Source organism: Methanosarcina sp. 1.H.T.1A.1 (genome assembly GCF_000979295.1).
In the GTDB taxonomy this organism is placed as follows: domain Archaea; phylum Halobacteriota; class Methanosarcinia; order Methanosarcinales; family Methanosarcinaceae; genus Methanosarcina.
The window spans coordinates 10904-31184 of sequence record NZ_JJQY01000059.1 but is presented as its reverse complement, the minus strand read 5'-3'; the positions used below and the strand labels follow the sequence as shown (position 1 = coordinate 31184).

Annotated in this window: 13 protein-coding genes; 3 read left to right on the top strand and 10 right to left on the bottom strand. The window is 40.7% G+C overall.

Annotation, left to right across the window (positions count from 1 at the left end):
• Positions 1-47 precede the first annotated feature (47 nt).
• Entirely contained in the window at positions 48-1298 is a 1251-nt protein-coding gene (locus EO95_RS06275; RefSeq protein ID WP_048133268.1) for a hypothetical protein, read from the top strand.
• A gap of 92 nt (positions 1299-1390) precedes the next feature.
• Here the strand turns inward: EO95_RS06275 and EO95_RS06270 are convergent, their stop codons facing one another.
• From EO95_RS06270 to EO95_RS06250, 6 genes are all read right to left on the bottom strand, one after another.
• Positions 1391-2473 (bottom strand): hypothetical protein, encoded by a 1083-nt coding sequence (locus EO95_RS06270; RefSeq protein ID WP_048133266.1) that lies wholly within the window; start codon positions 2471-2473, stop codon positions 1391-1393.
• Positions 2474-2795: 322 nt separating this feature from the next.
• Positions 2796-3485 (bottom strand): DUF72 domain-containing protein, encoded by a 690-nt coding sequence (locus EO95_RS06265; RefSeq protein ID WP_048133264.1) that lies wholly within the window; start codon positions 3483-3485, stop codon positions 2796-2798.
• A gap of 210 nt (positions 3486-3695) precedes the next feature.
• Positions 3696-3833 (bottom strand): hypothetical protein, encoded by a 138-nt coding sequence (locus EO95_RS17500; RefSeq protein ID WP_156163997.1) that lies wholly within the window; start codon positions 3831-3833, stop codon positions 3696-3698.
• Between the two features lie 130 nt (positions 3834-3963).
• On the bottom strand, positions 3964-4431 hold the full coding sequence (locus EO95_RS16705; protein ID WP_052733522.1) for a DUF3795 domain-containing protein: 468 nt from the start codon (positions 4429-4431) through the stop codon (positions 3964-3966).
• A 1054-nt stretch (positions 4432-5485) separates the two neighbouring features.
• Entirely contained in the window at positions 5486-6070 is a 585-nt protein-coding gene (locus tag EO95_RS06255; protein WP_048133262.1) for a M23 family metallopeptidase, read from the bottom strand.
• Positions 6071-6210: 140 nt separating this feature from the next.
• Complete coding sequence (locus EO95_RS06250; RefSeq protein WP_048133260.1) at positions 6211-10077, bottom strand: tetratricopeptide repeat protein; 3867 nt, start codon at positions 10075-10077, stop codon at positions 6211-6213.
• 482 nt (positions 10078-10559) lie between these two features.
• Between EO95_RS06250 and EO95_RS06245 the strand changes: the two genes are divergently transcribed.
• The gene (locus tag EO95_RS06245) at positions 10560-10910 is read left to right on the top strand and encodes a DUF2173 family protein (protein WP_048133258.1); all 351 of its coding nucleotides are present in this window, start codon (positions 10560-10562) and stop codon (positions 10908-10910) included.
• A gap of 601 nt (positions 10911-11511) precedes the next feature.
• Here EO95_RS06245 and EO95_RS06240 read toward each other — a convergent pair.
• Together EO95_RS06240 and EO95_RS06235 are read right to left on the bottom strand one after the other, a co-directional pair.
• Positions 11512-12333 carry an alpha/beta fold hydrolase gene (locus tag EO95_RS06240; protein WP_082105953.1) on the bottom strand — a complete coding sequence of 274 codons (822 nt, stop codon included), beginning with the start codon at positions 12331-12333 and terminating at the stop codon, positions 11512-11514.
• A 543-nt stretch (positions 12334-12876) separates the two neighbouring features.
• A complete protein-coding gene (locus EO95_RS06235; protein WP_048133255.1) occupies positions 12877-14820 on the bottom strand; it encodes a histidine kinase dimerization/phosphoacceptor domain -containing protein in 1944 nt (647 codons plus the stop codon).
• Between the two features lie 402 nt (positions 14821-15222).
• On the opposite strand from EO95_RS06235, the gene EO95_RS06230 reads away from it, so the two are divergent.
• Positions 15223-15435 carry a hypothetical protein gene (locus tag EO95_RS06230; RefSeq protein ID WP_048133254.1) on the top strand — a complete coding sequence of 71 codons (213 nt, stop codon included), beginning with the start codon at positions 15223-15225 and terminating at the stop codon, positions 15433-15435.
• A gap of 226 nt (positions 15436-15661) precedes the next feature.
• On the opposite strand, the gene EO95_RS06225 is transcribed toward EO95_RS06230, so the two are convergent.
• Together EO95_RS06225 and EO95_RS16700 are read right to left on the bottom strand one after the other, a co-directional pair.
• Positions 15662-16414 carry an endonuclease III domain-containing protein gene (locus tag EO95_RS06225; protein ID WP_200895006.1) on the bottom strand — a complete coding sequence of 251 codons (753 nt, stop codon included), beginning with the start codon at positions 16412-16414 and terminating at the stop codon, positions 15662-15664.
• Positions 16415-16467: 53 nt separating this feature from the next.
• A complete protein-coding gene (locus EO95_RS16700; RefSeq protein ID WP_052733521.1) occupies positions 16468-20253 on the bottom strand; it encodes a PAS domain S-box protein in 3786 nt (1261 codons plus the stop codon).
• Positions 20254-20281: the final 28 nt, after the last annotated feature.

The following is a 20281-nucleotide window of genomic DNA, read 5'->3' as shown; positions in this document are numbered from 1 at the left end:
GATAGGAGTCCGTCTCGTGGGCTCGGAGATGTGTATAAGAGACAGGCATGGGACAGCTCAGGCTCGGCGGAGGACTTACAACTACCCAGAACGATGCAATAGATGCCGGGCAGGGTAGGGCCGGGAAACAGCTTGAGAATGCAGCAGTCCTGGAAGTAACCGACGATACCCTGAAAGTCATAAATACGGCAGGCCATAAACTCATCACCGGTTATCCTGAAGGGCGCCGGATGTGGGTAAATATTAAGTGGTATAATGCGAGCAACGACATTGTGAGGGAAGACGGAAAATATGGTCCTGTCCAGCTTGAGATAGATCTGGATGGAGATAGTGTGAATGACACTGTTAATACCATTCTGAACCTCAAGGATAAAAACACCAAAATATACGAGAGTCACCCAGCCATGACACAGGAATGGGCAAACCAGCTTATGAGTCCGCCTTTTAATGTTCCAGGAGATCTGCCATTGAGCTATGACCGCTATACAGGGGAGCCGGATTATACTCTCAGAGAGCTTGCTGGACAATCTAGGGGAACCACCTATAAGACGTTCCACTTTGTCCTGAACAATGCAATGGAAATGGATAACCGTATCCCGCCCTACGGAATGAGCTACGATGAGGCAAAAATCCGAAATGCACTTCCGGTTCCGGAAGACCAGTACGGAAACCCCGGACCGGAAGGGGTGTACAATTACTGGGACGAGATAACCCTGAACCCTCCAGCTGATGCTGTAAAAGCGGAAATACGACTCCTCTACCAGCCCACAAGCTGGGAGTACGTACTCTTCCTGTATAAGGCCAACACCGGATCGAACCCGTTCCTTGCAGAAGAAGGGAATAAACTACTGGATGCCTGGCTGAAGAACGGTATGGCAGAGCCCTATGAGATGGCATCTACAACGTGGCCTGCTTCGGCATTACCTCCGGCTTCCGAGCTTGTGGTCGGTGACCTGGTGACGCTGGAAGTTGACATAAAGGGCAATCCAGCCGGGCAAAGTAGTACATTTGCTCCAAAGGATACTGTGGGCATAGGATTCAGAATAGGGGATTCTACAGGCTCTCAAATTTCAGGTGCCACCGTGTTCCTGAGCGTCCTTGATTCTGAAGGTAAAGAAGTAGCTTCGCTTCAGGGACTTACTGACGAAAACGGGGGAGCTGTTATTAAATGGAAAACCTCAAATAAACAGGGGGCTGGAGCGTACACTGTTGATGTGATTGATGTGGTTATGGACGGATACGTGTATAACGCTGAGGAAAGAGATGAGCTGGACAAAGTGAATTTTAATATCCAGTAATAAGCCTCTTAAAAACAGGAGTTTGACTGAAAAATATTTTGACAAAAGGGGAAATTTTTCTCCCCTTTCTCTTTTTGAATCTTAATTGGTTTTTACCAGACAACGTTGTTTTTCAGGGTAGCCAGAATGTTGGTGAATTCATTGTTGAACTTACATTTTCGGAAGTCCGGGGAATCAAGGATGTTTTTCTTTACGGCCTGCATTGAAATAAGAAGGCTCATATCGGTGATGTATTCGAATCCTTCTTCGGGAGAGATAATGTTTTCTGCAAGAATTTCCAGAAACCTGGGGTCCAGGTCGTTTGTTAAGTAGGTGTCCAGAATCAGGAGGTCCATAATCCGTTTGTAGAAGTCTATGAGTTTCTGGTAGTAAGGCAAAGAACAGACACTTGCCGTATGTTTCTGGCTGTTGAGATAAATAAGATAGCGGGAGATTGTGCTTATCAGGGTTTCAACGGGCTCGCCCTTTGGGAATTTTATAGGGAACCTCTTCAGAATTTTAGGGCAAATGGTGTTGCCGGTGCACTTCTTTTCGCGGTTCCAGATTTCCGGGAAGGCTCTTGATATGGAGGAATTAAGGACGGCTGTAACGTAATGGTACATGGAAGGGTCGCCGAGAATTACTCCTATCCCACCAGCAAACACATGGTTTCCGGCTGCATCGTACGAGGCCTGCAGACGGTAGTGGTCGGTAATGATGATTTTGGGCGTGTTAATGTACTGCAAGAACCTTTCATCTTCCAGGCGGTAACAGTCGGCAGAATCAAGCTTTTTTCCATCGGTTCCTAATTTGGATTTGATCCCCAGAAGCCTTTCATATGCCATTGGAAACTTTGTATTTAACTCTCCTGGCTGGAAGATTCGGTATTCTTTCCTGACGCCGCAGCCCCTTATCTCATAGGGCAGCATGAACCTGTACTGTGTCGCACGGATGGCAAATTCGTTGGGAAGAGCACTATCCAGGTAAGGATACATTAATTCCTGCTCTATGTTCACATTTTTGTACAGGTGTCTGCATACGTATGGTGCATCGGGGCTGTTTTCCCGCGATAGGCTAACCCTGTGCAAGAAATCATTTGTTGAGGGTACGCCATCGAAGATCTCTACTGAGATGTCTTCCAGTGTGCGCGGGATTTTGGCAAGCCTTTCTACAATATCGTCCTTGCTCCAGAACATGTTTTTTCCCCTTTTTTACCCGGAATTCTAACTTCTGTTATTATATATAAAATAAGTTATTCACGCGGTACCTATTTACCAGAGATCAATTTTCATAAAATTTGACATTATAATTTAGATAAACCTTATTTTTGACCTTCTAAAGTTAACTTGTCAATTGTGAATATATATTCTTAATATAATAATCTTTTTCTAATGCCTGGTTTACGTTTACAGATATTTCACTCCGCTGCAGGGGGCTTTACAGGAGCAGAAGATTGCTCGAATCTGAGTTTCTGATCCCGGTCGGAGGGGATGTTTGAAGTCCTGCACAGGGCTCTCCTCAGGTTGACAATTCATTCATGATGTCCAGCATCACTCTTGCATTTTTCAGCATATTGTGGTCGTTATTAAAGTAAACATAGGCTTTTTCCGGGCCTTCTTCAAGGATTTTTCCTGCGGTTTCCCTCATTTCCTTTCCTGAATAAGCATAGCAGTACCAGCCTTCTCGCCCATGCATCCGCAAATAAACAATTTTGCCGGGAAAGATCCTGTCTCGGAAGTCGGGGGAGTCTACAGATACGGGAGTTACTTTTTCCACAATTGCCTCACACAGCCCCTCGTCTCCCAGCACTTCTCTGTTCCGGATTTCTAAAGCAAACCTCTTCCCCAGGCCTGTGGCTTTTGCAAAGTCCAGCACTTTTCCTATGTCCTTGAACTTTGGTGGTGTCTGGAAGAGGTAAAAATCAATCAGAGGATCAAGGGGTTCGAAACGTTCCCTGAAATTGTTCCATATTTCAAAGGCTCTTTCATTGAATTGATGTTTATGGGTAACCGACATGTGAGCCTTTACGCTCCACCGCATCCCGGCTCCTTTTACTGACCAGTTCTTTATCGTATTGGGAGAAGGAAACCTGTAAAAGCTTGCATTGAGCTCTACAGTATTCAGTTTGGAATTCCTTACGAACCAGTCCAGGCTTTTTTCCTTATTCCACTCGTAGTACCAGCCGCTTGTGCCTACAAATGCCTGCATATAACTCCCCTGCACAGGTATCGGGCATGCTGATAGATGTATCTTTGGTCTATGAAGCTCTGGTCTATAGTTTTGGTTTTTCCCTCAGGAGATTTGCGGGTTCGCTCCCGGTTTTAAGAACTTGAGATTTTCCTTGACGCAGGCGCATTTTCGTCCCGATCTATAATAAGCACGAAGGGAAACCTGTTCTCCCGTGCATATCAAAAAAAGTCAGTGATAATTTTTTTTTCCGTCGCCTTTATCAATGTAATTATCTTTGATTACAGGCAGTTTCTTGAATGCTTCGATTTTTACATCGCTTTGGGATATTTTATCATATTGGGATGTTTTCTCATCTGGAATCACCATATCAATCCCACAAAAATATTTTTTTCAGAAACCAGGCTAATTCCTCGGATGGCAGCAGCATGTAATCAAATTTGATTATGTTTTTTGCGGCTCATTTTATGTTCAAACTCTTCTTCAGACGCTTCTTCGGTCACATCTGTTGCCAGTTATAAATAGGCCTGCGGCGCTTGCTCCAGCCTTCAAAACCATTTTCCCTTATCTCTTTGAGGTTATGCATTACCGAAGCTTCACAGCGGGGTTTTAAGCACTCGAACTTCTCACATGCTTCAAAAGTCCCGCATTCCCAGCACCCCTCGTAGCCTTTTTCCTTACAGCACTGAATTATCTGGCAGGGCTCTTCACTGCACCCTTCTCCTGTTCGACAGCCTTCAGAGCAGGAGTGGCTTATAAGAGCTTCAAGCACTGTAAGAAACACATCATACTGCTGGAACTCCGAACCAAAAGGACTTTTTACGCTGGCGTAGCTTTGAAAGTCTATATTCTCAAGTGCCTCTTTCAGCTGCCCCGCAAGTTTATTGTGTTTATTCTGAAAGTGGATACAGTCGGCGCAGTAAAGCCCGCAATAAGCTGTGAGTTCTTTTTCTTCTCCTTCCCTCATACGGAAAAATCTGACGTCCTTTTATATAAAGGGGGTAGTAAAGTTATCCAGCAGGGGAATTTGTTTTTTGTCACGCTCAACACAGGAGAGCGGCTTTCAAAAAAGTGAAAAAAGACCCGAAAGAAAAGCTATAAAGTAAAATTAAAGTAATAAGTAGGGAGATGCAGTCAGAACCTGATAAAAATATACCTGAAAAATACTATTATTCACGTCTGTTTTTATTGATTTTTAATGGAAATTTCAACCTCTTGTTTCTTCCTTCTCTTATTATCAGGACTTACGCGGTTGAACTGAGAAATCATTAGCATTAAACCCCATACTGTCTAAAAAAATAATTTTATCACACCGTATGTTGCATTTGATTTTGTACCTCAAGTGCGTAAATCCTAATTATCTTTCTTCTTTTTTCTTCTTTTTTTGCAGGGCCGCCAGACAAGCTGGCGGATACGTCCGATATTTACCTGTGAATTGAAAAGCGATCTCCGGGGGTCAAGGGAAGTATTCTTCGGACCATGAAGGCATTTCACTATAATCTCGTTTTTTCTTAATACCAGTAGGAATTCGCCTGTTATTTGTTTTTGCGGGCAGACGAGACGGTTTCAGCCCTGTAAGGCGCAGAAGAGAAAAAAGATTTCATCTCAGGACATTCTGAATAATACCAACCGATTAAGCAGGAACCACTACAATGTTCAAATCATAGGTATTTTTTCAAATTCGTCTTAATGATATATCCATTCAGTAGTCTGCTATACAATATCTCTATAAAAAAGTATATATTTCTATTATGTGCCTATGTTTATTTATTATTTTAAACTGTAGTATTGATAGGCTTTTCAAGATGAAAAACATCAAAAACACATAGTATCAGTTGGTATAATTATTGAAAAACTTTTTGAAATAAATTCACATCAGTCCATACATATGAATGTTAATTCTCCTTCTCTTGGGGAATTATCTTCTTCTTAAAGTTTGCATGCCCGGACTATAAAAACGGAAATGACATAAATGACATAATCCGCCGCAAAAAACCGTGGCCATCAGCCTGATTTTTCATTCAGTTCCTTATTGATGCCAGATATTCCGTAGGGTCTACAAGGGTTTCTGGCTTTTCTTCAGAAAACCAGTTTCCTCCGAGATAGTCTCTATGGGAGGTAACCGGTTTATCCTTCCAGAGTTCAAAATGAAGCATGCTGGGGTTTTTATTCTTTAATTTCCGGATATAGGACGGAGAGGATTCATTTATTTTCGCACAGTTAAGGACCATTCCAACACGCCCTATCAACTGCCCGGAGCCTGCCTTCTCTCCTTTTTTCACTTTGCACTCTGCAAGTTCTCCATACTTGCAAAACATCCCGGAGGTGTTTTTGATTATCACGTAATACGTTGGGTTCCAGTAAGGCAGGATCTCGGGGGAAGTCATAAGGCCGGTTTCCAGAACGATTCCTTCTTCAATTGAAAGGACCTCAGTATTTTCGGGGACATAAAGGTCGACTCCGCAGTGGTATCGGTCTCCCCGATCTTCCCAGAAAGAGCCGGCTTCCCCTTTCTGGGGGATTCTTCCGGGAACTGTTTTTTTCAGAAATGTTTCTTCCGAAGCCGTTTCTTCTGGAATTATTGGATTTAGAGGCCATTGTCTCATAAGATTTCAGTATACATTAGAGTTAAAAAAGCTTTCTTCATTCGCTATTTGGCATCACTAACAGGAAAGCAGTATGAAAATGAGAAAACCAAATAACGAAATGTAGTCCTCCGGAGTCCCTCGCTCACGAAAGCTTTTGCTTACAGGTTCTCATCCAGTCTTTTGATCACATCCAACATCAGGGAAGGAGAAAGTTCAAAGTTAAATTCCGGTGGAGCCGCTATTGGCCCTAAATCGAGGCTTACATCGCCTCCTTTTTTAAGTATTAGTTTGACATTTTCTGTGATCCTGACACTGGGGGAAATCAGAATCAAGATAAGAATCAGCAGTAAGATTGCATCAAAATAATTATCTGGTATGTCCGGATAAATGTTCACCTTTTCAGGAGTTAAAATATTCCAGGTTACATTGTTGTTAATGTTATTGTTGTCATTTTCATTTTCATCGTTAGCGTTGTTATAGTTACTCGAGGAACCTGTGAGATTTGAAGTTGTGTTATTTGCCGGATAGTACGAAATTATGTAGGGATAAATGTTTATCTGTCCGGGAATAAAATTCCGTGAATCATTGGACGTAGACTCATTCCAGGCTACAGGTTGTGGATTTTCCGTATGTACAAATAGTATCAATAAAATCCCAAGTATAACGAATATGCCAAAAGTTCTTCTTCTCCAGGTATTAACAGGCGAATTAAACCAGTAAGTCCAGAAGGGTGGTTTTATTTTGTGCTTCCAGATATTATCAAGAAGTTCTCTGGAAGCTTTATCAGTCCTGGTGTCTGGCCTCAGGTTTATGCATTCTTTAAGTTTCTCTTTAGCGGTTGTGTAATCCTGAAGTTTAAAGTAAAAGTAACCCTGGAGGTACAGGGTGTATGCTTTGATTTCTTTGTACCTGTCGAACCTAATAAGATGCTCTTTTATTTTAATTTCTAATATGTTTTCTTTAAGAGATAATAGCCAATCAATTAATTTGCTAAATGGATCAGGTTTCTGTATTAATCCAAAAATTAGTTCATATAACAAAATTAGTAATAGTAGTACCAGTATAGTTTTTATTGACAAAGAATAAAAAAGCAAAAGTAATACTATAACTTTTATCATTGGCCATAATAATTTTCTGTCGAGCAGTCTGGGTAATGTGACTAACGCTATTATTATTAAAATCAAAGCTATCCATATATTACTATCAAATAAGTAAAAAGGCCCAAATAACGATATTAAAATTATTATTATTGGCCATATCAATTTTCTATCAAATAGTACAAATAATAGGATCAATCCTATTGCTATTAATTCCAAATTGTTCAGTATTTGAATACTAAATATATTTTGAATATTGGACCCTAAAAACTTAAAAAGATAAATTAGTCCATACAAAAATATTATAGCGACTGTTATCTTCCATAATAACTTTTGATCTAGCAGTTTTTGCAGCGAGTCTTTTTTGATCACAGGTGCATTACAAAAATTCAATACCTTTCCTAAGTCAGATACAATTGAATTAGAAAGCTCATTGGAACATATATCTTCAGCTTTTGGTGAAACATCCTCCTTTTCAGAATTTTGTTTCTCAGAAGAATCTTGTTTCTCAGAAGAGTTTGCTTTCCCACCAGTTTCAAATTTTTGGCAAAGGTATTTGGCATAAACCGACCAGAGAAGAAATATTGGGTTATCTACATTGAAGGAAGTTGCTTTTTCAAATGATTTAGCTGCCTCGCTATATTTCTTTTCCTTACTTTCCATATTTTCGATTTTTATTCGCCCATCCAGGAAATGAATATAACCCATATTAGGATCAGGGTTTTTGTCATCTATTGAAATAATTTTTATGTTTTTGGAAGCTTCTTCAATTCCACCACTGTTTAAAAGTAGTTCTGCTAAGTTGGCATGTGCTAAAATAAAGTCGGGATTTTCTTGAAAAGTATTTTCAAAAAGTTTTTTTGCTCGATCCAATTCTCCGTCTCTGGCAAGAACAACTCCTAGATTGTTGGAAGCGCGTGCATTGCCGGGCTCGATTTTTAGAGCTTCTTCAAAAGCTGTTCTTGCCCCTGAAAGCATTTCAAGTTTGTAAAAAACGAGCCCCTTATTTATGTAGCCATCAGCAAAAGTCGGGTTAATATCAAGTGCTTTATCGAAAGCTTTTACAGCTTCATCGTATCTTTCGAGTTTATAAAGTGCAAGACCTTTGTCGTTCCAGGATTTGTAAATATTTGGATCGGATTCTCTTTCCTTTTTTTGAGTTTCGTCTTCGTATATTACTTGGTTATATATTCTAATTGCTTCATCATATTTACCCAGAGAATATAGAGCATCGCCCTTATTATGCAACGCAAGATAGTAATTTGAGTTTATTTTAAATGCTTCTTCAAAAGCTTCAATAGCTTTATTGTATTTTTTGAGCTTCATATATGCATTGCCTTTATTGTTCCACGCAAGGGCAAAATTCGGATTTAGAGTTGTAGCATTATCAAAAGCTTTTACGGCTTCTTCGTATTCTTTAAGAGCATCCTGATAATCTCTGGTTTTGATGAAAACTTCAGCAAGACTTGAATGGGCAGTACCTCTATTGTACCAGTGATCTGGATTCTTTGGGTTTTCATCAATTAGGATTTTAAAATATCCTATGGATTTTTCCAGAGCATTTTTAGCTGCTTCAATTCTTGTTATTTCTTTTTCACAAGAGATTTTTTCGTTTCCGGTTTCTGTTTTCGGTTCTTCAGAAGTAGTTTCTATCGCTTCATCGATTTTAAAATGCCATGAGGATTTTTTCAGAGCATCTTTAGCTGCTTTAATTCTTGTTATTTCTTTTTCACAAGAGATTTTTTCGGTTTCGGTTTCTGTTTTTGGTTCTTCAAAAGTAGTTTTAATCCCTTCATCTTTTGCAATTTTGAAAAGAATAGTTCCTTTTTTAAGCCAGGCTTTTGCATCCCGTGGCTTGTTTTTAAGGAATTCATCGAGAGATTCAATGGCTTCTTTGTATCTTTTGAGCTCATCTAAAACAAGGGCCTTATCGTAATATAATCCAAAAGTTTGGGAAGATTCTATGATCTCGTTATATTTGTTTAAGGCTTCTTCAAAAGCTGTCTGGGATTCTATATCAATAATTCTTTGAAGAATTTCTTCTGCTTTTGGTTCGTTATTTGATGGATCATTCAAATATTTTACAAACTTTGTTTTCTTGCCCACATCCCATGATATATACTCTTTTAAGTTTTTGCCCTCTTTATTATTGACAAATTTTTGAGATTCTTCTTTTAATTCAATTTTCTCATTTTCTCCAATAGAAACCGTATCATATCCATCAAAAACAGCTTTTAATAGCTCTTGGTCTTTAAAATTATTTCTAAGTTCGTGAAGTATGAGGCCTTTATAATAACATGATTTAGCAGCTATCTCCGAATCTTTATCTATTAATGATCCGAATTGTTTTAAAGATTTTTTGAATTCTTTGAGCTCGTATTGGGAAAGAGCTTTATAGAAAGCCTCTTCTTCATCATGGTTTTTTACTTTATCAAAAACTTGGATTGCATCATCATATTTTTTGAGAGTGTAATAAAATAATCCCTTCTCAAAAGTATTACTAAGTTTTTCTACTACTTGAGCTAAGATTTCCTTGTCATAATAAGAACTGTTTATAGCTTCTTTGAAATATTTAGCGGAATTTTCAAAATTTTCAATTTTATAATAAGCTAAACTCAATTGGAAAAATACTTTTCCTTTTGTTTCCTTTAATTTGAGCGCCTTAGAAAATGTATCGATGGCAGTATTATAATATTTTATATGATAACAAAAGAGCCCTTTTTTGTAATAGTAAAAACTCTTCAGCTCATTCTCCAAAGATTCTATCAAGCTCGGATCCGATTTGAATTCTTGGAAAATTTTTTTAGTTTCCGTAAATTTCTGGTGAGCCTCTTCGAAATTCTGAATTTTTTCTAATTGTAATCCGCGTTCATAGAGAGCACTACCTTTGTAGAGTAAGGCTTCAGCTTTTATCTTGAAATCTTTCATTCTAATGGAACTTTCCACAGCCTAAGAAAATAATTCTATGGCCTCTTCAAATTCCTTATTTTTATAGTGAGTGCAGGCCTTTTCAAAATAATAATCATCTAAACTCATTAGCCCTTTCCAGCCCTTTACGCCATTTATTATATATCATAAATTATATTCCAACGCTTATATAATTAAATGAATATCTTATTCTAATCTGAGATAATTATAATTCATGAGAAATCTTAACTTAAAAGAAAGTTTTGAACGTTCATTTTTTAATTTGATATTTTTATATAATATTGTACCAATCACTTTTCATTCCTTTATGCAAAAATCATGCCCGAAGGAAAGATTGTTCGCTGAACTAATTCTTATGCATGGAAACGGATAGAGCCTGTGGATTTGTAAAAGGCAATTCGATAAATGAAGCAGGAAGCCCGTAACTTTTTAGATTTAGCGAACAGTTCACAGGTATATACTGGAATTATTGGGGGAAATACATGAACCAAAAAGAGTGCAACCTATCGTTAGATGAGCTTTTGAAATTTGACGGCGTAGCAGCAGCCGGGATTTTCAGCCCGGAAGGAAAACTTGTGGAGTACAAATCCAAAACCGAGATGCCCAAAGAGATGGCAGAAATGACTGCCAAGTTCTGCGGGACCGTGAACATGATGTTCGACGCTCTGGCAAGTGCTTACACACTGCTTTACAAGATGAACTGGGTGCCTCAGAATAACTGGATGTACAGCGGCGGCGACTGGACCGTTATGATCTCAGGCACAAGGGGAGTCTTTGTCGAGAGCTCAAAGGCAGACTTAAAGCAGCTCCTTAAAGCCCTGGGGATGTGCTAATACTCGTTTAATAAAATACTCGTTTAATAAGTCTGGCTAGCCATCTATGGTTAGCCAATCATTTAAACATGGACCATATATCCGGTAATTATTACTTGCTAAAGAAAAAAGGATCCTGTCGTTGTTCTTTTATACCTTTAATGACATAATTATAATTGATCCATAAGGTCAGTCCCAAATCTATGAAGAAGACGTACAAAGAAGGTATGTAACTTAAATAGGTAGTGACTTGACTAAGTAGTAACTTGACTAAGTAGTAACTTGACTAAGTAATGACTTAAATAAGTAGAACTTAAGTACAGAACTACATTAAATTGTGGATCAGACCTTATGGGTCACTAGCACCCTTTTTAATACTTCATTTTGTTTCCTTCTATTTTATCTCGTTTTACCTCGTTTTACTTCATTTTGGTTTTGATCATGTATGCAATCTTCGTGTTTTCTGTTTGTCTTATTCCAGCGAACTGCCCGCTATTACCATGTTTCGGCTTTCAAAAACTCCAGGCTTTTTACCCGCCTTCTGTAAATGATTTTAAAAAAAATTTTGAGTAATAGGTCTTTCAGAAATAAAGGACTTGGTCTGCCCTCCGTAGCATTTCAATCAATCGGCAATCTCTTCAATAAATGCAACAATATCCGAAGCAACGCGAGCCGGCTCTTCCCAATAGAAAGCGTGCCCGGCACCTGGATACACAACGAATTGTGAGCATGAGATCGCTTCTGTGAGGGCTTTCTGGTCGCTCAGGGGAAGGAATGCATCCCTGTCCCCCCAGATAATCAGGGTGGGTGCCCTGATCTTATCGAGCTCTCCGGAAGAATCATCTTCCATGAGGCCTTTAAATGTCGCTTTCCATACGCGCGCAGGGACTTTCAGGTTCTCCTGCACCAGCATTTCTAAAAAATCCTGAGGCACTGGCTGAGCAAGCGTATCTTCTGCAAATTCGCGGACCATTCGCGGGTCAACAGGGTCTGTCATTTTTGATATTATAGAGTTCCACAGTTCCTGAGGGCCCGGTTTATCTTTAAGGGTGAAGGGAGAGCCAAGGAGCACAAGCCCGAGAGTGCGTTCGGGGTGGTCGATTGCAAAGCGCCGGGCGATAATACCGCCACTGGAACCTCCTATGATTATGGCTGCTTCAAGCTGAAGTATGTCCATAAAAACCAGAAGGTCAGCCGCAAAATCACGCGGTCTATAACCCGCCTCAGGGCGGCTCGCATCTCCATGGCCCCTTTGTGTCAGAGCTATAGCATGTATATATCCGGGCAGATGAGGCAGTAAGCGCTCGAAGGCATGCCAGGAGTCTGCAATGGCGTGCAAAAACAGCACTGGGACGCCCGAGACATCTCCCTGCTCAACATATTGGAGTACTACCTTACCGGGAAGTTCAACAGATTTAATAACAGGTGCCATGTTTAATGCCATCCAGTTAAACCTCAATTTCTAAACCTGAATTCTGCAGGCTGGTTTTCTGTTTCTTCTGACATAGTTATATACAATTATAAAAATAAGAATTTACTGTCTAATAAAAAATATTATGTACTATGCGCCTAATTTAAATCTATGGGACAGATGGCAGAAGCTATTGTCTACATTTTATTCCTGATTTTCGCAGTATGGCTCGTAAAAGCATTTTTCAGCATAATTCCTGAGCTGTTAAATTTTCCATGAATTTTTTGTCGTCACTGCTAAATAGCCGATATTTTGATTCTCGATTTTTCCAGTGCCGTTGAAGATTGTGTTTTCATCTGCTCGAAGCCCACCGCCTCAAGCCGCACCCGGCGCCTGACAGGAACAAAACAGGAGATTCCATTTTGCTTATTTTGGAATAATCCCGGCTAATTGACTCCGGAGCACCTGGTATATGACCTGAGGTCTAAAATTTGAAAAAAGGCAGTTGAATTTAAAAAAACAAACGTTAATGGTTTTTGGGACCCTTAAACTATTTTCTGATCCCTTTTTGTTTCTTCAGCCTGAATTTTCTTTGAATTTTATCCTGAATCCTGTTCCCACCCCTTTTTCTAGTTCAATACTCCCATTTATCTGTTCTACCAGGGCGTTTACAAGTTGAAGTCCCAGGGAGGGGGTATTCCTGAAATCGATCTTTTCCGGCATCCCCACTCCATCATCCGAAACGGTCAGCGTAAACTGAGAGGTATCATCATTTTCTGTCCGGTGGAATTTGATCCGGATTTCCCCGTTTCTTCCCCTGGGAAAAGCGTGTTTTAAGGAGTTGGAAACAAGTTCACTGACAATGATCCCGAGGGGGATCGCCGTGTCCATTCCAAGGGATACGTTTTCGAGGTCCAGCTTTAAACGGATGTCCTCTGTCCCGATTTTATAAGACTGGATAAGTTCTTTTGCCAGTTTTCGGAGGTAGGCTGTAAAATCAAGGTTTTCGGAGTCCCCGGTTTTGTAAAGTTCCTCGTGGATAAGGGACATTGATATGACCCGGTTCTGGCTGTCCTGAAAAGCCTCTTTAACTTTTTCATCGCTGAAGTGTTCAGCCTGGAGGCTCAGCAGGGACGATATCACCTGGAGGTTGTTTTTGATCCTGTGGTGAATCTCTTTTTTGCGGAGATTCTCGGTTTTTAAAAGGGCTTCCTCTGCCTTTTTTCGTTTGGTAATGTCAAGTAATACCCCTACAATCCCGATTACATCCCCTGCGACATTACTGTATGTAGCTTTATGGACTAAAAAGTCCCTGATTATTCCGTCTTCTGCACATCTTATCTGTACTTCATGAGGCAGACTTATTCCTTCTTTCAGCAGCATCCTGTCATTATATTCGGAGATCCGGGTCATTTCTTCCGAAAATTCTTTTGTAAACTCATACATGGAGTGTCCTATGACTTTTTCTTTCGGAAGGCCCAGGATATAGCTGGCAAACATCTCGTTGCAGCCCTGGTAAATGTAGTCCAGGTCCCTGTAAAAAATGGGCGCAGGTATCGCATCAAGAACTGTCTCCAGGAAATTGACGTTATTTTGAAGGGCTTTTTCCACCTGCTTGCGCCCTGCAATTTCCCGGGAAAGCTGCTCATTTGCCTTTGTAAGTTCGGAGGTCCTTTCTTTAATTAATTCTTCAAGCTGTTCCCTGTGCTGCTTCAGTTCCTCTTCTGCACTCCTGCGTTTGATTACTTCTGCAATCATAAATGCCACCGAATTGAGGAAATAGGTGTCTTCTCCTGTGAACTTCCTTTTTTTAGTACTGTGGGCTCCCAGCACTCCAAAGGGGTTTTCCCTGTTTCCTATGGTGACACTCATCCCGCTTACTACACCATGTTCTTTCAAAATTTTGGGGGTACTGAAACGCTTTTCCTCCCTGAGGTTTTCTACGATAACGGGGATTTTTGAAAAAAGGGTGTATCCTGCCTGGGATTCCATTTTCCCCTCAATGACAGCTTTTCCCACAAGTCCGGGTTTCCACCCTACTCCGGCCCTGAGCAGGAAATTTCCATCGGGTAAAAGTTCCAGGATTTTACAGTATTCGAGTTTCAGGGTACTGGCAACCAGCTTTACACTTTCGTCCATGAAGGATTGAAGGCTTTCAGACGCAAGGGCTATCCTCCCTATCTTGTAAAGAACATCATGCTGTCTTTCCTTGATACGGAGTTTTTCTTCCAGTTCTTTCTGACCGCTTATATCAAATCCGTAAACGTTTACGTATTCTTCAAGCAAAGGGTGAAACGTGATCAGGTATACTTTTTTTCCCACTTTAACTTCCATTTTTTCCGGGCTATTCAGAGAAAGTACCCTCTGCACAAAATCTCCGATACAGGAAGGTAGTTTTTCTCCAACTCCCACACTCCATTTTTGCAGCAGGGATTCACCTGCGCTGTTTGAGTAAAGAACTGTCCCATTTTTATCCAGACGGAGCACAGGATTCGGGTTCATTGATGGAAATTGGTCCATTTTTCTCCTTTTCCTTTCGGGATTTCCCTTCTTATGACCTTCAGCCCGAAAGCCGATACTTGCAAACCAGAAAATTCGTTACTTAGAAATAAACTATAATATTATAGTATACTTTAACTCTAATTAATTGTTTTCTCCGGGTATTTTATCTATGCTTTTCCATTCCACTGAGCACAAAAGTTATATAAGTTAACTGAGTAAATATTCAGTGCGAGTAATTTATATTAAAAGAAATATACTCAAATAGATAAACTAAAAATATATAGGTGCATATGCCATACATATATTACTGGGATAATCTATTTATAGATACTCGACAACTATACTATGTCGAAGAGATAACAGAAACCAGACAAAAGTAAAAATAAAATATAAATTAAAATAAAAACAGGTGATATAAAAATGGAACAACTCAGAAACTTAATTATCGAGAACGTGGCAATGTTCAATAAGGCATTTCCGGACAGGTTCTGCCATAGCCCGGATGTAATCTCAGCGATCTCATACGACTATCAGTTCACTTACGGACAGGTAGAAAACGAGATTGAGAAGATGGTTCATGAAGGAGTTCTTGACGCAGAACTTTCCGATTGGGATGGAATAAAGCTCTTATAAGTACGGAATAAGGCGTTAAGAGGAATATTGCTTCTTTCCGATAAAGGGAAGAAATAAACTGAAAATCACAAAACACTGCACGACGACAAATTGGATTGAGTAAGAAGTATTTAACTGCAAAACAAATAATTTAAAACAAATACTTGCTAAGGATAAAGAAAATTATACAGATGGAATTTCAACTGAAATTTCGCCCGTAAATAACTTCTTTTCCCCAAAAACTCTTTTAGTTCCCGGCAAGTTCCAGAAGCGGACATTTCACAGAGTTTCTATTCTTCTGATAATATCTCTTGGCATGTTCCACCAGTAGGGCATGATACTCCTGATACACAGCAAGGTCTTCCGGAAGATTTTCTTCAAAAAGGGCCTTTATTTCATCATACTTTGCCTTTTCTTCTACCAGACCCAGGTTCGTTACTATTCTCCTTGTATATGCATCGACCACAAAAGAAGGCTGTTTGAAGGCGTAGAGCAGGATTGAATCGGCAGTTTCGGGCCCCACACCTTTTAAATAGAGGAGTTCTTCCCGGGTCGGGGTTCTGTCTTTCAGATTTGAGAACCATCCGGCAAGGATTTTGAGGCGTTCAGCTTTCTGGTTGTAGTAACCTGCTGGTCTGATGGCTTCTTTTAAGGTCTCCGGGTCAAGGGAAATCATTTTTACCGGGTCAAGGGCGTTTAGCCGTTTGAGGTTAAGGAGAGCCTTTTCAACCTGCGGCCAGCCTGTGTTCTGGGTAAGCAGTGCCCCACATATGATCTCAAACTGCTGGTTTCCCGTCTGCGGATAGCTGTAGTCCCCCGGATGATATCCCTGAACCGAGCCGGTTTTTGTGGGATTTGTCCCGCCTTTGTCATGAAGCTCGATAAGGGGCCACCAGCCCTGCGGGCCGCAGGAATCAAGGAGAGAATCGTAAATTTTCAGGATAATCGGATTATGGATACTCATATTCTTAAAAATGGTTTTCTGATTTTTGTTCTCCATTTTTGGTACACCGGAATTAGAGATCAGGCTTAAATAATGCTACCCTTGAAGTATCAGTTTTCATTTTTGTGTATTATAGGCATGGTAAAAGTAAAAATGCTGCCCTTCCCAACTTCGGATTCAACCCAAACTTCTCCGCCGTGCATCTCCACAAAGCGTTTAACAAGTGCAAGGCCAAGACCTGCTCCTTCCTGCTCTCTTGACTCAAATTTTTCAAGTTGCACGAAGGGCTGGAAAATACTTTGATGGGCTGCTTCCGGAATTCCCGGTCCAAAGTCTGCAACACTGATAAGTACCTTGTCTTCCGAAAACCTGGAGGATATATTAATAGTGCTCTCTTTGGGTGCAAACTTTAAGGAATTGCCCACCAGGTTATATAATATCTGCTTTAACCTGGTCTTATCGGCTCTCAGGGTAGGTGTTTTCGGGCTGATCTGGCACATTATACGGATGTTCTTCTGAGCCGAACGTGGTATCAGCATTGTCTTTATTTCCTCGACCACTTCCTGCAGGGATAAGTTCTCAAGGTTAAGCTCTGTCATTCCGGCTTCAACCTTTGAGAGATCGAGGATATCATTAATTAACCTTAAGAGGTGCTTTCCACTCTTTGAAATATTATTCACGTGCTTTAGCTGCTTTTCATTTAATGGGCCGAAGACCTGGCTGAGCAGCAGGTCTGAAAAACCGATTACGGCATTTAATGGGGTCCTCAGTTCGTGGCTCACAGTAGCTAAAAACTCACTTTTGGAACGGTTTGCGGTTTCTGCATTCAGCTTTGCCTCATTTAAAGCTGCTTCTGTTTTTTTCCTTTGAGTGATATCCACAAACGATCCCATTATCCCTATTTCGCGGCCATTTTTATCCCGGAGCAGGTTTGCCGAAAGATGGACATCAAAAAATGAGTTATTTTTCTTTCTGGCAACCAGATCCCCTTCTAACTTCTCTTCGGAAAACGTCCTCCAGAAAATTTCTGCTGTTTTGTCCTCTTTTTCCCAGAGGCATTTGCTGTTTTTTCTCAGCAACTCTTTCTTATTCCCATATCCCCACAATTTCATGAAAGAAGGGTTCACGTAAGTCAGGTTTCCGTTAAGGTCAGCAAAAGCTATGGCACTTATGGAGGATTCTATAGCAGTGTTCTTAATTTGCAGGTCTTCTTCGGCTTGCTTAAGCTCAGTTATATCCAGCATCACCCCGATAATTCCCACAACCTCTCCTAATACATCCCTGTATGCTGCCTTACTGAATACAAAATCTCGCTGCTCCCCATTTTTACATATAACCTTGCTTTCATAACACTTTGTTCCTCCGTATCTAAGCAGCTTAAGATCGCTTTTTTTATGAAAAGAAACCATCCCTTTTGATAATGAGTCGGGGAGTTCTTCTATTGTGTGCCCGATGATCATTTCTTTCGAGAGGCAGGCGACATTACTGGCGAAAAGTTCATTGCAGCCCTGATATTTCAGGTCCCTGCCTTTGTAAAAAACCGGAGCAGGGATTGTATCAAGCAGGATTTTTAAAAATTGGATCTTCTCCTCGAGGGCTTTTTCAGCCTGCTTGCGTTCGGTTATATCAAGGATGATACCCTGAAGATGGATCTCACCTTTTCCGTCCCTCTGGATAAAAGTTCTTTCATCCACCCAGCGGACTTCTCCGGATTTGGTAAAGATCCGGTATTCAGAGGTATAGACGTCACAGCCAGCTTCCACATTTCTGGTAACGTCATCCCCCACTTTTCCACGGTCTTCCGGATAGACAATGTCCGTGTAGAAAATCTTTTTTGAGGTTGAGATTAAATCCTCTACTTCATACCCAAACCTTGTAATGTTTTCCGATACAAACTCTATTGGCCAGCCTTCCTCATACTTCCATAAAAAGACAATTACAGGGCTGTTGTTGATTATTTGTTCCATTTCTTCTTTTAACTTATTGGAGTGCTCAAGCTGCCTCGCATAGTCCATGAGGGCTTTTTCAGCCTGCTTGCGCTCGGTTATATCTCGAGAAACGCTAAGCAAAGCCGGGTTCCCTTCATATTCGATAATTCGGCTGTTTATTTCGAGAGGGATGACAGCCCCGTCCTGACGCATGTAATTTACTTCAAAAATAGCACTCCCTTTCAGGTATATCTCCTCAAGGTGCTCAAAATAAATCCTCTTTGATCTTACCAGGACTTCCGGGGTAATCTGCAGCATTTCATCCCGGCTGTAACCACTCTGCTCGCATGCTACCTGATTGACCTCAAAGAAACGGCCTTCAATATCATGAAGAGCAATTCCGTCACTGATATTTTCAAAAATAATCCGGAGTTTGTTTTCAGATTCTCTCAGGGCTTCTTCTGCTTGCTTGCGTTTGGTTATGTCCAGCATCACTCCAACAATCCCGGTGGATTTACCTGATATGTCCCTATATACTGCCTTATTGAAGAGAAAATTCCGGACCTCTCCGTTTGCGCACAGGACCTCTCCTTCATAATACTGTGTCCTTCCATTTTCAAGCAACTTAAGGTCCTTTTCCCTGTAAATGGAAGCCAGGTTTTTCGGGATTTCCTGAGCAAACTCATCCACGGTGCGGCCGATAATCTTCTCTGCCGGGAGGCCCAGAATCGTGCTGGCAAAGAGCTCATTGCAGCCCTGGTACCTTCCGTCCCTGTCTTTGTAAGAAACAGGGGCAGGAATAGTATCAAGCAGAGTTTTCAAAAATTGTACCTGGTTTAGAAGAGCTTCTTCAGCCTTCTTGCACTTGGTCATGTCCAGGGCAACCATAAGTATGGCTTTCTTTTCCCCGTAATCGATAAGTTGCATTTTCAGTTCAACTTGAATGGGAGTCCCGTCCTTGCGAGTAACGGTAAGATCAAGGATTGCATGGTTCTCCGTCAGTGCCTCGAGGCCTGTGGCTAACTTATCGGCAGATTCGGGAGCAACAATGTCATGAGGCTCCATTTTCAACATTTCGTCCCTGGAATAACCCAGAATCTCGTATGTCATCTTGTTCATATCCAGAAAACAGCCATTGGGTTCTATGATAGCGATGCATTCGCTGGCATTTTCGAATATCGCTTTCAGCTGTTCCTGGGATTCTTTCAGGGCAAGTACCGCTTTTTTTTTCTCGTCTATATTTTCAATATGGGAGACACTATATAGAGGCCTGTTTTCGTGAGTTCTGATCATGAAGGTTGAAACCCTGGTCCAGATAGGGGTTCCGTCTTTTCTTATGTAGCGTTTTTCGGTCTGATAGGCCCCTGCCGACTTATTTATAATTTCATTGAAATGACACAGGTCCAGTTCAAGATCATCAGGGTGAGTAAGGGATTGAAAATTCAGTTCCAGAAGTTCGGCTTCGGAATATCCTAAAATCCCACATAGTGTGGAATTTACCTTGATCCATTTGCCACCTATTCCCACAAGGGCTATGCCTATCGGGAACTGCTCGAATACCGGGCAATTGCATATTTCTGCTATTTTCAGAGTTTCATTGTTACTTTTGGGATGGTCCTGCTCCCTCACAAAAACACAGTATTTCAACTGTTCCCCAACCTTCAACTTTTTGCAGCTGAAAATAGCTTTCTTAATCGTGTTTCTATTTGTTACTATATTTGCTTTGAAGCTTTCATCCAGGCCATGTTTTATCCGATTAAACAGGTTAACCTCAATTCCATTACTGTCCAGGACCGGAAGCTCACTGATCTGCTTTCCCATCAGATCTGTCCGGTCCCATCCGGTAGCACCAAAAAAAAGAGCGTTAATAAACTCAATTTTCCCCTCAGAATTGACTATGCAAGCCCCTTCAAGGAAACCATCAAGGAACGAAAAAATGAACTCCTGCGTGTCTCTAATGCAAATCACATCCGTTTTTATAAAAAATAGCCTTTTA